The sequence below is a fragment of the Corynebacterium guaraldiae genome (assembly GCF_053480195.1).
Genome location: NZ_JBRBAU010000015.1, coordinates 44,256 through 57,627, shown reverse-complemented (window position 1 = coordinate 57,627; position 13,372 = coordinate 44,256). Strand labels below are relative to the sequence as shown.

The window sequence follows — 13,372 nt, the reverse complement described above, 5'->3', positions numbered from 1 at the left end:
CCCGCACCCCGTCCGGCCCCACCGCAGCGGCCCAAGCCCAAGCTGGAACTGCCCGAGCCCCCGCGGGTGCCCACGTCCATCCCCATCCCGCCAGAAGTCCAAGCCGGCCTCGACCGCATACCGACACTTCCCCCGCTGCCGCGCGCGGAGGATATACGCATCGATGTGCCCTTCTAAAAGGCGGATACCAAGTACGTTTCGATCAAATAGTGGCAGAAAAACGCCCATTTTCGGACCCTTAGTTGATCGAAACGTCGCCAATCCTCATGGCCTCACACCATCTAAGGGTAGACCCTGATCTACCTCCTATATTCCCCCGCTGTACATGACAGGAAGCATAGCCGGGAGTTAAGCTGAACCCGATTTTCAATGACGGCGTTTACCTGACAGTAAGGGACTCATGAACAAGAAAGCTCTCGGCATCACCGCCGGCGCTATCGCTGCGGTTCTCCTCGCAGGCGGTGGTGGAATGTACGCACTAACCAGCGGCTCCTCCGACATTCAGCTCACCGCTAGCGATGTCACGACAACCGCCAAGGAAGACCTCATCAGTTCCGTCTCCGCCACCGGCACCGTCTCCGCCGAGCGCGAGATTTCTCTGACGAGCTCACTGACCGGACCCATCCAGTCCCTAGACGCGAAGGTGGGTGACCGCGTCGAGGCCCAACAGCTGCTCGGCCGCATGGACACCACCGAAACCGAGCGCGAGCTCGAAGCCCAGCGCACCTCCCAAGAGGCAGGCAAGCTCGAGGCCGTCCACCAGATCGAGGACGCCCAGCTTCAGCTGCGCCAGCTTCAGGATTCCCTCGACCAGGGCCTCAACCCGGAGGTCAATAGCGCCCAGTCCGCCGTGAATTCGGCGCAGACCGAGTACGCCGAGGCGCAGCGCAAGCTCGACGATGCCCTCGCTACCAAGGGCGACCGCCCCGAGGTTGCCGAAGCCCGCGCGGCCGTCGAGCAGGCGCGCTCCGGGGTGCGCGATGCCGAGTCCAAGTCCTTCCAGTCCGCGCTGGCCTCCATCGGCACCGCCACCGAGGACCCTTCCGGCATCAACACCGCCAGCGCTTTCTTAAGCTACCTGGACTCCGATGAAGCTGTGCAAGACTCCGAGCGCCAATTGAAGGAATCCGAGGAATCCTATGGCCGCCTCCTCCGTGGCATCGACCGCGAGCTCGGCGAACAGCAGCGCGCCACCGCCGCTTCCTACCAGGCCGTCTCCGATGCCGAGCGTGCACTGCAGGCCAGCAACCTGGCCATCGAACACCAAATCGCCTCCCAGTCCCAAGCGGTGAACCATGCGGTGGAGACGGCGGCGTCGGCAAGCGCCAGCAACGCCAAGGAGAATGGGCCTCTGGAGTACACGCTCTCCCAGGCCGACCTGCGCTCCCCTCTGGCTGGCGTTGTCACCTCCGTCAGTGGTGAAGCCGGCATGCCCGCCGAAGGCCCCATCCTCACCGTGGCGGATGATTCCTCACTGTTGGTGAAGTCCACGGTCAAGGAGGGTGACATCGCCCGCATCAAGGTCGGCGATGAAGTCACGTTCACCTCGCCGTCGAGCCCCGGCAAAGAGTACAAAGGCAAGGTCACCTTCATCTCCCCTACGGCCGAACAACCTGAGGTAGAAGCCGGTGCAGGTGGCGGCTCCGGCAAACCATCTGGTTCCACCAAGCCTGAGTTCCCCGTGCACATCCGCGTCGATGGCAACCGCGAGGGCCTGCGCCTTGGTTCCACCACCAAGGTGAAGATCATTACGGAGAAGGACAAGAACGCCATCACCGTGCCGCTCTCCGCCATCTATGAAGAAGACGGCAAGAAGAACGTCCTGGTCGTCGACAACGGCACTATCCAGGCGCGCGAGGTGAAGATCGCCAGCGAATCTGATTTCTCCGCCGCCATCGCCTCCGGCCTCAAGGAGGGCGAGACCGTCATCAGCCAGGCGGATACGCACAAGGACATGGTCGGCATGTCCGCCTCCGTAGAAGGCTCCGATGATGCGGAAGAGAACGCATGAGCCGCCTCATTGAGATGCGGGGAATCGTCAAACGTTTCAACGAGGGTCTCGACAGCGAGCTGACCGTCATCCCGGGCCTCGACTTCAGCGTGGACGAAGGCGAGTTCGTGGCCGTCGTGGGCCAGTCCGGCTCCGGCAAGTCCACGCTCATGAACATCATCGGCCTCCTCGACCGCCCCACCGCCGGCGAGTACCAGCTGGCTGGGGTGGATGCACTGGCGCTTGGCGACGACAAACTAGCCTCCTTCCGCGGCCAAAAAATCGGTTTCATCTTCCAGAATTTCAACCTGATCGGCCGCATGTCCGCGCTAAAGAACGTGGAGATGCCCATGGTCTATGCGGGCGTTTCGGCTCACGAGCGCACCCAGCGCGCGGAAGAACTTTTGGAGATGGTCGGCATGGGTGACCGCATGAACCACCTGCCCAACGAGCTCTCCGGTGGTCAAAAGCAGCGCGTGGCGGTGGCCCGCGCCTTGGCCAACCAGCCGGATATTCTGCTGGCGGACGAGCCCACCGGCGCACTGGATTCGCAGACCGGCCGCATGGTCATGGACCTCTTCCACGAACTGCACCGCACGCATGGAAAGACCATTTTGTTTATTACCCACAACCCGGAATTGGCTGATGAATGCAGCCGCACCGTCACGATGAAGGACGGGGTGTTGTCATGAATTTCGCTGAATCCACCAAGATGGCGCTGACCAGCCTGCGCACCAACAAGATGCGCTCGGCGTTGACTCTCTTGGGCGTCATTATCGGCATCGCCGCGGTCATCGCCATCGTCACGCTGGGCCACTCCTTGCAGTCTTCCGTGCAAAAGGACTTGGACAAGGTCGGCGCCAATAACTTCACCGTCCAGGTCAAGGAGCGCCCTGAGGAGGGCGAAGAGGAAGAAGCCGATGATCCCTTCATGGGCGGCGGCTTCGTCGAAGACGAATCCTCTATGCTCACCCCGGACATGTTGGACCGCGCCAAGGAGGTCTTGGGAGATCAGATCGCCGGCATCAATATCGGCGAGTACAGCTCTTATTCCGGCGCCTTCGTCGCCGAAGGCGACGAACAAGAGGAGGAGACCGCCAACCTCCTGGTCCGCCCAACCAACCCTGACTATGTCTCAGGCTCGTCCTATTCCATCGTGGCCGGGCGCTTCCTCAGCGAAGACGATATCGACTCCAGCCGGGCAGTGACCATGCTGGATAAGGAAACCGCCACCAAGCTTTTCGGCGCTCCTGAAGACGCCATTGGCCAATACGTGAGCTTTGAAAGCCAGGAGGCCTCCCCGATCGAGCTCGCCGTCATCGGTGTTTTTGAGGAACCGCAAACCGGGCCTTTGGTGGGCGGTGGCCCCAGCCAAACCGCCTTCGTTCCCTACCCGCTCGAGGCCGAGTTCTCCGATTCCCCGGGTGCTGGCACCGCCTTCAGCGAGGTCACCGTTCGCGGCAACCCGGACTTGGATAAGGCCGCGGTAGCCAGCAACCTGCAGCGCGTCTTCGATAGCTACTACGAGGACAACCCTGACTACATGGTCAAGGTGTCCGACTTCAGCGATGACCTCGCGTCCCTGAACCAGATCTTCACCACGATGAGCCTTGTGCTCGCGGCCATCGGCGGCATCTCGCTGCTCGTCGGCGGCATCGGCGTGATGAACATTATGCTCATCACGGTCACCGAGCGCACCCGCGAGATTGGCATCCGTAAGGCGCTTGGCGCACGCCGCCGCGATATCCGCATCCAGTTCATCACAGAGGCCATCGTGGTCTGCCTCATCGGTGGACTCATCGGCATCGCCATCGGCACCGCCGCCGGCATGGCGGGCGCGGCCGCCATCGGCTCACTCGTAGCACCGCCGCTGTGGGCGGTCATCCTCTCGCTGCTCTTCTCGCTGGCTATTGGCCTCTTCTTCGGCTACTACCCCGCGGGCAAGGCCGCGAAGCTGGACCCGATTGAGGCGCTGCGCTACGAATAGCGACGCGTTCAACCGAACCGGAACAAAAAGATAGCCCCAGCGATGCTGGGGCCAGAGCCTATTTGCCTTGCGGCTTGATATCCAGAAGCCTACTACGCAAGTACATAGGCATCCACTCACCGAACTATCGATTCTCCTTCGTCGTTTCAAACGACGACGCCTCCTAATGCACCACCTTCAGGCCCACGATCCCACCAATGATCATGGCCAGGAACAGCACCTTCCACACGGTTGCCGCCTCGTGCCCGGCGACGAAGGAGTAAATGACGGTGACCACCGCGCCCACACCGGCCCACACCGCGTAGGCCGTGCCCACGGGGATAGACTTCATGGCCCAGCCCAACCCGCCCATCGAAATGGCGCAGGCCACGAAAAAGATCACCGAGGGCCACAGGCGGCTAAAGCCCTCCGACTTATCTAGCGCCGCCGCCCACACAGCCTCAAAGGCACCGGAGAAAATCAATACGAACCACGACATGACCAGTCCTTTCTGGCCGTCTTGTCGCGTCACCGGGTACGGCTCCCTCGTCCGGGGCTCGCATAAATCGCGGCGAGCCTGCCCACAATAATGGCACACTGGGCGGCATGAAGATTGCATTCCTTGGTACTGGCCGCATGGGCACCGAGCTCGCCCGACACCTCCTCAAGAACCATGAGCTCACCGTTTGGAACCGCACCGCCGAGCGCGCGCAGCCGCTGGTCGAGTCCGGCGCTACCCTCGCCGATTCGCCCACCGCCGCCGTAGAGGGCGCAGAGGTCATCATTACCTCGCTCTTTGGCCCCGATGACATCCGTGAGCGAGTCATCGAGACCAACCTCATCCCGGAGGGCGTGACCTGGATCGATACCACGACCGTCTCCCCCGACGCCGCCCGCGAATTCGCTGCTGCAGTCGACTCTTATGTCCACGCGCCCGTCGTCGGCTCGCTGGGCCCGGCGCGCGAGGGCAAGCTCGGCGTTTACGTGGGCACGCCTGACGACGACCGCCGCGAACTCGCCATGACCATCGCCGAGTCCTGGGCCGATGAGAACAAGCTCATCGGCGTGGAGTCCGCCGCCACCGCGGCGATTGGCAAGCTCCTGGCCAACCTGGCACTTGCCGTTACCGCGGAGGGCGTGCTGGAAGCACTCCACCTCGGCGAGTCCGAGGGCCTCGATTCCGAGGTCATCCTCGAGATGCTCGACATCACCGGCCTGGCCTTCATGAAGAACATGAAGGGCCCGTTCATCACCGGCGAGCGCAACACCACTCCGGGTGACTTCACCGTGGATGCCCTGTGCAAGGACGCCAAGCTCATGGAGATGACCGCCAACAAGCCGCTGCCTGCAGTGGCCGCCGCCATCGAGCGCTTTGAGGAACAGCAGGCCATGGGCCACGGCGACCAGGACTTCTCCTCCATCTTCGTCTTCCGCAACAAGGGCTAGCCTCGAGAGCTAGGCACTGCGCTTTCCGACGAGCCCGCGCAGCACCTCCTCCAGCTGCGCGTTATCCCCCGTGTCCTGGCTGTGAAAGCGCGCGGCAATAAACTCCGCGCGTACGCGGCTATCACTCGCTAGCCGCTCCACATTAAGTTGGTATCCTGCCGCCGTAACCAGCGCATCAAAGAACACCGTCTGCGTACGGGTATTGCCTTCCCTAAAACTATGCACCACATTGAGCTCGCCCCACAGCTCCGCCAGCTTGGTCACAAACTCATCAATCTCTAGGCCACGCAGAAAATCATCCTTCGCCAGCCCCGCAAACAGCTTCTCTGCTGCCTTCGTCATTTCCGGCCCCGCCGGATAGTAGGCATGCCCAGCCTTAATCATGAACTGGTCTGTAGGGGCAGTCCGCTCTTCACCCGCCCAGTCATACACATCCTGAAAAAGATGTCGATGTATAGCCTTGAAGTGCGCGTAGTCAAAAGCACCTTCCACAGGTGCCGACTCCAACTCGGTTATCCGAAGAAATACAAGCTTTTCTTCCAAGATCCGTAGTTCTTCTGCGTCATCTAACCCCAAGCGATTCTTCAGAACCTTGGTCCCTGGAATGAAATAGCTCTCCCAGCCCCCGCTCATGTTTCTCCCCCGCGCTCTATTTCAGCGAAGCTCGCCGAACACGAGCGATAGCTTCGTCGGCAGATAATGTCCCTGCAGCCACCTCGCGGCCCAGCTGGCGCACGTACTCATCAGTCACATCGTGGCCTGCTAGACGCAACGCAGCATCGCTCAACGCTAACGGATCACGGTCGCTACTACTGCTTTCAATTTGAACAGGCTCCGACATTGCTATCCTCCCGAGTTTTCAACTACATTTTCTCTCATTTTAGCAGCTCATGACACCAATCCCAAGGGTGTTTCCCACCTCGAAAAGAACGTTCGGGGCGTGCATTTTGCTAAACTTCATAAATAAGTTTTAACTATTGTCTAGCCGCCCAATGTAAGGAGCACGCCGCCCAGCAATGCTTTCCATCGACGCCGATTATGGGCATTCCACGCCCCTTGGACATCTTGAGAAGGACTTCGCCCCAGGCCGCATCTATGGCCTCGCTGGGCCCAACGGTTCAGGTAAATCCACGTTGCTAGCCACGCTCGGCGGTGAGCTTGCGCCTCTCGAAGGCTCAGTGGAGTGCGACGGCCATCCCGTCGGCACGAAGGAGCAACCGGGTGCTGTACTTACGGTGGCTGAGCCGGTTTTCCTCCCCGACCTCACCGTGGGCGAGCACCTGGACTTGATAGGAAAGGCGACAGGGGTGGACGTCGCCAAGCTCTGCGAACTCTGGGCGCTTGAGCCTCTCCTCCCTCACCCCGCCTCGCGCCTGTCCTCAGGCCAGCGCCAGCGCGTGTTCCTGGCCGCACAGCTGTACCAGCCGGCGCGCGCAGTGCTTATCGACGAGCCCGAGCGCCACCTCGACGCCACCTGGACTGAGTTCCTCGCAAGCGAATTGCGCTACCTAGCCGACGAGGAGAATCGCTGCATCGTCGTGGCCACGCATTCCGACACGATCACCCAGGCCTGCGACGAGGTGGTGCAGCTGTGATGCGCACGCTATCCCGGCTAGGTGATGGCATTTGGTATCTCATCCTCGCCGGTATCGTCATCGGCTTCGGCTACACAGGATGGCAAGAAGTCAGCGCCGTCGTGCCTATCATCCCGGCGCGCATCACGCTGACTGGTGTCGCTCCTATTGCCGGCATCGTGGGACTGCTCGCTCTCATCGTGTTCGCCGAGACTCTTTATCCCCTACGGGCGCTCTCCCGGGAACGTTGGGTGTACGTTGATCGCCCACGCGGCAAACTCCGCGGTACCGACTGGATCACATGGACGCAGCTGATCGGGTTCGGGGTCTTAGGTCTCGGCATCTGCGTGTCCACCGGGCTATCCCCGTGGTTCGCGCTGACAGTCCCGGCCCTGCGTTTCGTCGTGGGGTGGCGCTCGTTCACGCTGGCTTCGCTTCTCAGCGCTGGGCATACGCGCCTGGTCGGTGGATCCGGCCTTGGTCTGCTTGATTCGGAGGTCACCTCTGATGCCATTGCGAGCCAGTCCGCCTGGATTCCTCGTCGCACCCATGCGCCCTCCACGTTGACGGGTCTCTTCTTCCGTCGTCTGGGACGACGGTGGTACATCGGCGTCGGTGCGCTCGCAGCCCTCGGCTTGACGTTGGGGTTCGCCCCACAGCTCGGGGCGCTGGCTATCGTCGGATTCATGTCCGCGTGGAGCATCGTCGGCGCGGCGGTTGGGCGCGCTGCCTCCTTCGGCCGCGTCAGCGACGATGCATGGCCCGACTGGGGCCTTCCCCTTATCGCTTCAGTGGGCACGGCGCTCCTTGGTGCTGGTGTCCTCCTCTTGGTGTGGAAGCTCTCCGCCATCGCAGTGGTGCTCATCATCGCCGGTCTTAGCTGGGCGTCGTTTAAGCGTTCCCGCCCGGCACAGGTAGACAGCATGTCCATGCTGGACAGCGGCGGCTTCGGTGTCTCCTTCTCCCCCGAGGTGCTGCACTACATTGCCCGCGGCGCCCTCGGTCTTGGTGTGGCGGCCCTTGCGCTGGGGTATTAGCCGGGCTAGTCTTTCGGGCATGAAGATTTTTTCCTAATTCGACGTCACACTTTTTACGCGACTTACTCGAAGGTGGATTTCTTCATGCCTATTTCTTTTTCTCATCTCACCGTCACCTGGCCCGACGGCACCCCCTGTTTCACGGAGCTCACCGGCACGTTTTCCTCGCACTTCACGGGCTTGGTCGGTGCGAATGGTTCCGGAAAATCAACGCTAGCCAAGGTACTTGCAGGCCTCATTGCCCCGACTTCGGGAACGGTATCCGCGGGCTCAGTCCTCTATGTCGACCAGGATTTAGGCCTCCATACGTCTAGCACCATCGCCGATGTCTTTGGCGCGACCGAAGTCCTCAACGCCATTGCCCGCATTGAGGCTGGCGAATACTCGGAAGAGCTCGCCGCCACTGTTGGTGAGCAGTGGGACTTAGCAGAACGTATTGAAGCAGCTCTCGACGCTGCGGGTATCCCCTTCCCCTTAGAGCGCACTATCGGAACACTGTCGGGTGGTGAAGCGGTGACCGTGGCACTGACCGCCGCATTCTTCCGCAAGCCGGATTTCCTCATCCTCGACGAGCCCACCAACAACCTGGACTCCTCATCACGCCAGCTTCTGCTCGAGCTCATTCGCACCGCGCCGATGCCGGTTCTCGTCGTCTCACACGACCGCGAGCTCCTCGCGCACGCGGATAGCATTGCGGAGCTCTACCACGGAACACTTCGCGAGTTCGAGGGAAACTACTCCTCCTACCGCGCAGCGATTGATGCCGAGCAGGATTCCGCGCAGGCCAAGGTCCGAGAGACCAAGGCCGAACACCGCAAACAAATCCGCGAGCGCGCCGCCATGCAGACCCGCATTGCGCGCGATGCCCGCCGCGGCAAGAACTTCGCCGCCTCGAAGCGCAAACCCGGCATGGCCATGGGCTTGGACAAGAACCGTTCTGAGCGCTCGGCCGCTGGGCGTTCTCAACAGGCCAACGATGCAGTGGCTGCCGCCCTGTCGGCTCATGACAAGGCACAGCGCGCGCTTCGCGACGACACCCATGTCCACATCGATCTCCCCGGCACTGAGCTGCCCGCGGGCACCCGCGTGCTGGTCAGCGATCTGCTCAGCATTACTGGCCCCGAGCGTGTTCGCCTTGCCGGGCCCAACGGCAGCGGCAAGACCACCTTCCTCAACCGCGTCGCCCGCGGCGACGTCGAGTACGCGCTGCCCTGTGGATACATCCGGCAGCGCATCGTCTTACCCGAGGAGAAGTCGGTGCTCGACATCGTACGGGAGGCCAATCCCAACGCGGACCCGCAGTTCCTGCGCGACCAGCTGGCCCAGATGCTCTTTATCAACGACAAGATCCACCAGCCAGTGGGCCAGCTTTCTGGTGGCGAGCGCTTCCGCGTCGAAATCGCCCGCGTCCTGCTCAGCGACCCAGCCCCGCGCTTTCTGCTTCTCGACGAACCGACAAACAACCTCGATATCCCCACCACCGATTGGCTGATTGAGGTGCTCACGAGCTACCGCGGGGCATTCATCCTGGTCAGCCACGATGAGCACGTGTGCGAACAGCTCAACCTCACAACGACCGTTTCCATGGATGACTACAACTCGCTCCGTGAAACGGAATACCTTCTGCGTTCCCCTCGCAATGCAGAGCGACTACGTAACTCCATCGACCAGCTGAAGGCACCACAAGGAGGGACGGAGAGCTAGCTGACGAGCGCCTGCGCGGCAGCGCGGGCGCCGGCGATGACGGCGGGCACGCCGACTCCATCGGCCCAAGCGCCGGCGGTGGCGATACCGGGGACGTCGGCAAGCGCGGCACGCACGGCGGCAACGGTAGCCAGGTGCTTTTCGTCATAGCGGGGGATGCCGCCGAACCAGCGCTGCGTGTAGATCTCCTCCACGCCGGCGGCGCGGCCGTCGAAGCCGGTGATCTTCTGCAGGTCATCAAGGGCATAGTCCACCAGGTCATCCTCCTCCGCGCGCACGAGGGCGTCATCGCCGAAGCGGCCGAAGGAGGCGCGCACGAGGAAGCCCTCGCGCTCGTTCAGGTGCGGCCACTTATTGGAGGAGAGCGTGAAAGCCTTGGCGTGCACGCCGGGCTCGTCCGAGGCGACGAGAATGCCGGTGGCCTCCGGAAGGGAGTTGCCCTCCGGGTCCGTGGCGGAGGCGAAGTTGAAGCCGACGACCACAGAGGAGGCCAGCTGGACAGAAGACAACTCCTGGGCGGCCTCCGGAGCCACGGCCTTGAGCAGGCGCGCGGTCGTCGGAGCCGGGGTGGCAAAGAGCACGCGGTCGAAGGGGCCGATATCCCCCGGCGCGCCCTTGACCTCAAAGGCATCACCCTTACGCGTCACGCCCGAGACGAAGGTGTCCAGGTGGATCTGCGCGCCGGACTTCTCAGCCAGGGCTTCGTAGAGCTCGGCGTAGCCACCCTTGAAGGTGCCGAAGACGGAGCCTTCGGCCGGGCTGCGGCCGGACTCGATCTGCTTGATTGCCGCCGACAGGGTTACCGGACCCTCCTTAGCCAGCGAGTCCAGCGTGGCCGCCAAGTGCGGGACCGTAGCGCGCAGGCCTAGGTCGTCGGCCGTACAGGAGTACACACCGCCGAGCAGCGCGGAGACCACGTGATCCACCACGTCATCGCCGTATTGCTGGCGCACGAGCTTGCCCACGGAGACATCCCCGCCGACTTCCCACTCAAAGGGCTGCTCGTTGGTGATGCGCTCATTGGTGGCAGCGGAGAAGAAGTCCTGCGGCGCGGAAGGAATACCCATGACACCGCCCTGTGGCAAGAAGTGCAGCTCGCCGCCGGTATACACGCGGGGGCGCAGCTGACTGTTGGGTTCCACGAAGGAATCCTCCAAGCCCAGCTCCGTGAAGAAGTCCACGGCATCTTGGCGGCGGCGGATGAAGGCCTCCGCGCCCATGTCCGTGGGGCCGCCGTTGAAAGCCACGGTGTGCAGCTTGCCGCCGATGCGATCGGCCGCCTCGAAAACATAAACCTCATGGGAGCCCTCAGTGTTGTGCTTGAGTTCCCACGCGGCGGTGAGTCCCGCCAGTCCAGCACCAATGATCGCGATTTTCATTTAGCCCTCCTCGTGGATGATGGCGACGGCGCGGGTGATGGCGTCGGCGTCGGTAGTCGGCAGAACCCCGTGGCCGAGGTTCCAGATGTGTCCCTTCACGTCGCCACGCTCCTTTGCGCGGGCGACCTCTGCCTTGATGGTGTGCACGCCCTGGCGCACCGCCTCCTCGCCGGCAAAGAGCAAGGCTGGATCAAGGTTGCCCTGCAGGATGTCTGCATCGACGCGTGCCGCGGCGGCATCCATGCTCACGCGGTAGTCCACGCCCATGACCTCCGAACCGGCCTCCGACATCGCGCCGAGCAACTCGCCGGTTCCCACGCCGAAGTGAATGCGCGGCACGCGGCCCTCCGCGGCTTTAAGGATCTGCGTTGAATAGGGCAGAACAAACTCGCGGTAGTCGCGCTCGTTGAGGTAGCCCGCCCAGGAATCAAAGAGCTGCATCGCATCGATGCCCGCTTCCAGCTGAAGCTGGAGGAAAGAGATGATCGTCGGGGTCAGGCGCTCCATGAGCTGGTGCCAGGTGTCCGGCTCGGAATGCATCAAGGCCTTGGTGCGCTCATGATTCTTCGAGGGGCCACCCTCAATGAGGTAGCTGGCCAAAGTGAAAGGCGCACCGACAAAACCGATGAGTGCCTGCTTGTCGGTGAGCTCGTTCAGAATGATCTCGATGCCCTGGCGCACCTCGGGCACGTCGACGTCGAGGATAGGCAGGTTCGCCACGTCCTCCTTGCTGCGCACGGGCGCATCCATGACTGGGCCGCGTCCGGGGACGATTTCCACGCCGACGCCCGCGGCCTTGAGCGGGACGACGATATCGCTGAACAAGATGGCCGCGTCGACGTCGTGGCGGCGCACTGGCTGCAGGGTAATCTCCGCCAGCAGCTCCGGCATGAAGCAGGAATCCAGCATGCTGATTCCCTCACGGACCTTGCGGTACTCCGGCAAAGAACGCCCCGCCTGGCGCATGAACCAGACGGGCGGACGGGACGGGGTGCGGCCGGAAGCGGCCTCAATAAGCGGCGCGGCAGACAGACGAGACATACCGTCCATTATGAATCAAAAGTTGGAGTGGGCGCCAATCAGGAATTCTGCGCCCGACGGGCCTTAATGAACGCCGTCGAGTCTGGATGAAAGAGGAAGAAGATTCCCACCATGAGCGCCATCGGAATGAGCAACAAGAGCAGCCCGCCCACGCCGGCAATCAGCGCCGCTATGCTGACGAACATGGCATAGGCGGAAACCGCGGTAATGATGCGGCGCGCCCACACCGAACCGTTTGCTAACTGCGCGGAGCACGCCGCAATGATGACAGCGCTCACCACATGAGAAATGGCAGCAAAGCGCGTATTGAAACGGATATAGCCCACCTGCTCTGGGCTGAGTTCGGGGTTGGTCACCGAGCCATAGGAGCCAAAGAGTCCCACCATTCCGGCGGTCAACATCACAACGGCGGCAACCACAAAGACCCAATAGGAGATGCGCAGCTGGGAAGGCCAGGTGGAAAGATCCTGCTCGCCCTGCTTCTTAGGGCGGCGCGGACGGCGATTATAGTCCGCGGGGCCGGGGCGGTCATTCATCGCTTGCCGTCCTTGTCTCTTTCTTTCTCCTTGTCCTTGTTTTTCTTCTCGCGCTCCTCCAGGTTTTCCTGACGGCGCTGCTCTTCCATCTCCTTGCGCATCTGGCGCATCTGTTCCATCTCGCCGGTGTACTCAAGAACTTCTTCCTTGGAGGAGAAGATCAAGCCCATGACGGCGGCCACGCCGACGAGGATCTGCACGCCGCCATCGAGGACGAACAGCCAGTCCGGAACGCTCGCCCCAGCGGGGCTGCTCATGAAGACGATGAGCACGCGGAAGGCGAAGTAGAGGGAGAAGGCGAACCACAGGCGCCGGCCGGTGCCGGCCGCCGAGGAGTTCTTGTGGATCAAGCCCAGCATGATGCCCAGCAGGACGACGATGGCGAGCGATATCAGCGAGCTGAACGCCACCGAGCCATAGCCCACGAGTTGCACGAGGGCATCGCTGACGTCCTGCCCAGACTTTTCCGCTGCGGACTCCGCGGTGGTGCGGGCCTGGGCAAAGAGCTCGTCCCGGTTCAGAAGGGTCAGCACGATGCTCAGGACTAGGTGCACCACCTCAAGCACCAAGGCAACGGCCCACACCTTGAGCATGAGGGAAACGGCTTCGGTGCGAGTGGCCTTCTCCTTATCCGGCTCCTTGTCCTGCTTCGCCGGCTTCTGCGCCGACGAAGCCGTGTTCGGGCTGAACGTCACGATT

Annotated in this window: 13 protein-coding genes and 1 riboswitch; of the genes, 7 read left to right on the top strand and 6 right to left on the bottom strand. The window is 62.3% G+C overall.

Going from position 1 to position 13,372, the window contains the following annotated elements:
• Positions 1 to 400 precede the first annotated feature (400 nt).
• The 3 genes from ACUY3D_RS11135 to ACUY3D_RS11125 are packed head-to-tail and all read left to right on the top strand — an operon-like array spanning position 401 to position 3,977.
• The gene (locus ACUY3D_RS11135; RefSeq protein ID WP_269948790.1) at positions 401 to 2,011 is read left to right on the top strand and encodes a permuted SH3 domain-containing protein; all 1,611 of its coding nucleotides are present in this window, start codon (positions 401 to 403) and stop codon (positions 2,009 to 2,011) included.
• Positions 2,008 to 2,682 carry an ABC transporter ATP-binding protein gene (locus tag ACUY3D_RS11130; protein WP_269948791.1) on the top strand — a complete coding sequence of 225 codons (675 nt, stop codon included), beginning with the start codon at positions 2,008 to 2,010 and terminating at the stop codon, positions 2,680 to 2,682. Before ACUY3D_RS11135 ends, ACUY3D_RS11130 begins: the two co-directional genes overlap by 4 nt.
• Positions 2,679 to 3,977: an ABC transporter permease gene (locus tag ACUY3D_RS11125; RefSeq protein ID WP_269948792.1), complete on the top strand. Its 1,299-nt coding sequence runs from the start codon at positions 2,679 to 2,681 to the stop codon at positions 3,975 to 3,977. Before ACUY3D_RS11130 ends, ACUY3D_RS11125 begins: the two co-directional genes overlap by 4 nt.
• A gap of 163 nt (positions 3,978 to 4,140) precedes the next feature.
• Here the strand turns inward: ACUY3D_RS11125 and ACUY3D_RS11120 are convergent, their stop codons facing one another.
• Positions 4,141 to 4,455 carry a DMT family transporter gene (locus ACUY3D_RS11120; protein ID WP_070521062.1) on the bottom strand — a complete coding sequence of 105 codons (315 nt, stop codon included), beginning with the start codon at positions 4,453 to 4,455 and terminating at the stop codon, positions 4,141 to 4,143.
• 11 nt (positions 4,456 to 4,466) lie between these two features.
• Positions 4,467 to 4,537, bottom strand: a riboswitch (guanidine-III (ykkC-III) riboswitch).
• Between the two features lie 25 nt (positions 4,538 to 4,562).
• Here ACUY3D_RS11120 and ACUY3D_RS11115 point away from each other — a divergent pair.
• Positions 4,563 to 5,402, top strand: coding sequence for an NAD(P)-dependent oxidoreductase (locus ACUY3D_RS11115; protein WP_143336307.1), 840 nt, complete (start codon positions 4,563 to 4,565; stop codon positions 5,400 to 5,402).
• Positions 5,403 to 5,411: 9 nt separating this feature from the next.
• Here the strand turns inward: ACUY3D_RS11115 and ACUY3D_RS11110 are convergent, their stop codons facing one another.
• A complete protein-coding gene (locus ACUY3D_RS11110) occupies positions 5,412 to 6,035 on the bottom strand; it encodes a Fic/DOC family protein (RefSeq protein ID WP_070533937.1) in 624 nt (207 codons plus the stop codon).
• A gap of 383 nt (positions 6,036 to 6,418) precedes the next feature.
• On the opposite strand from ACUY3D_RS11110, the gene ACUY3D_RS11105 reads away from it, so the two are divergent.
• The 3 genes from ACUY3D_RS11105 (at position 6,419) to ACUY3D_RS11095 (ending at position 9,717) form a co-directional block, all read left to right on the top strand.
• On the top strand, positions 6,419 to 6,997 hold the full coding sequence (locus tag ACUY3D_RS11105; RefSeq protein ID WP_070533938.1) for an ABC transporter ATP-binding protein: 579 nt from the start codon (positions 6,419 to 6,421) through the stop codon (positions 6,995 to 6,997).
• Positions 6,997 to 8,013: an ABC transporter permease gene (locus ACUY3D_RS11100; RefSeq protein WP_070533939.1), complete on the top strand. Its 1,017-nt coding sequence runs from the start codon at positions 6,997 to 6,999 to the stop codon at positions 8,011 to 8,013. The genes ACUY3D_RS11105 and ACUY3D_RS11100 overlap by 1 nt, the downstream gene beginning before the upstream one ends.
• A gap of 84 nt (positions 8,014 to 8,097) precedes the next feature.
• Complete coding sequence (locus ACUY3D_RS11095) at positions 8,098 to 9,717, top strand: ATP-binding cassette domain-containing protein (RefSeq protein ID WP_448241118.1); 1,620 nt, start codon at positions 8,098 to 8,100, stop codon at positions 9,715 to 9,717.
• On the opposite strand, the gene ACUY3D_RS11090 is transcribed toward ACUY3D_RS11095, so the two are convergent.
• The 4 genes from ACUY3D_RS11090 to ACUY3D_RS11075 are packed head-to-tail and all read right to left on the bottom strand — an operon-like array spanning position 9,714 to position 13,368.
• Positions 9,714 to 11,096: a protoporphyrinogen oxidase gene (locus ACUY3D_RS11090; RefSeq protein WP_269948794.1), complete on the bottom strand. Its 1,383-nt coding sequence runs from the start codon at positions 11,094 to 11,096 to the stop codon at positions 9,714 to 9,716. The genes ACUY3D_RS11095 and ACUY3D_RS11090 overlap by 4 nt on opposite strands.
• Positions 11,097 to 12,137, bottom strand: coding sequence for a uroporphyrinogen decarboxylase (gene hemE, locus ACUY3D_RS11085; RefSeq protein ID WP_269948795.1), 1,041 nt, complete (start codon positions 12,135 to 12,137; stop codon positions 11,097 to 11,099).
• 38 nt (positions 12,138 to 12,175) lie between these two features.
• Positions 12,176 to 12,673, bottom strand: a complete 498-nt coding sequence (locus ACUY3D_RS11080) for a tellurium resistance protein TerC (RefSeq protein ID WP_070521085.1) — start codon at positions 12,671 to 12,673, stop codon at positions 12,176 to 12,178.
• A complete protein-coding gene (locus tag ACUY3D_RS11075) occupies positions 12,670 to 13,368 on the bottom strand; it encodes a hypothetical protein (protein ID WP_070521089.1) in 699 nt (232 codons plus the stop codon). Before ACUY3D_RS11075 ends, ACUY3D_RS11080 begins: the two co-directional genes overlap by 4 nt.
• Between the last annotated feature and the right edge of the window lie 4 nt (positions 13,369 to 13,372).

Coding starts and splice junctions, on each gene's coding strand:
- ACUY3D_RS11135 (WP_269948790.1), top strand. CDS start 401: ATGAACAAGAAAGCTCTCGGCATCACCGCCGGCGCTATCGCTGCGGTT.
- ACUY3D_RS11130 (WP_269948791.1), top strand. CDS start 2,008: ATGAGCCGCCTCATTGAGATGCGGGGAATCGTCAAACGTTTCAACGAG.
- ACUY3D_RS11125 (WP_269948792.1), top strand. CDS start 2,679: ATGAATTTCGCTGAATCCACCAAGATGGCGCTGACCAGCCTGCGCACC.
- ACUY3D_RS11120 (WP_070521062.1), bottom strand. CDS start 4,455: ATGTCGTGGTTCGTATTGATTTTCTCCGGTGCCTTTGAGGCTGTGTGG.
- ACUY3D_RS11115 (WP_143336307.1), top strand. CDS start 4,563: ATGAAGATTGCATTCCTTGGTACTGGCCGCATGGGCACCGAGCTCGCC.
- ACUY3D_RS11110 (WP_070533937.1), bottom strand. CDS start 6,035: ATGAGCGGGGGCTGGGAGAGCTATTTCATTCCAGGGACCAAGGTTCTG.
- ACUY3D_RS11105 (WP_070533938.1), top strand. CDS start 6,419: ATGCTTTCCATCGACGCCGATTATGGGCATTCCACGCCCCTTGGACAT.
- ACUY3D_RS11100 (WP_070533939.1), top strand. CDS start 6,997: ATGCGCACGCTATCCCGGCTAGGTGATGGCATTTGGTATCTCATCCTC.
- ACUY3D_RS11095 (WP_448241118.1), top strand. CDS start 8,098: ATGCCTATTTCTTTTTCTCATCTCACCGTCACCTGGCCCGACGGCACC.
- ACUY3D_RS11090 (WP_269948794.1), bottom strand. CDS start 11,096: ATGAAAATCGCGATCATTGGTGCTGGACTGGCGGGACTCACCGCCGCG.
- hemE (WP_269948795.1), bottom strand. CDS start 12,137: ATGTCTCGTCTGTCTGCCGCGCCGCTTATTGAGGCCGCTTCCGGCCGC.
- ACUY3D_RS11080 (WP_070521085.1), bottom strand. CDS start 12,673: ATGAATGACCGCCCCGGCCCCGCGGACTATAATCGCCGTCCGCGCCGC.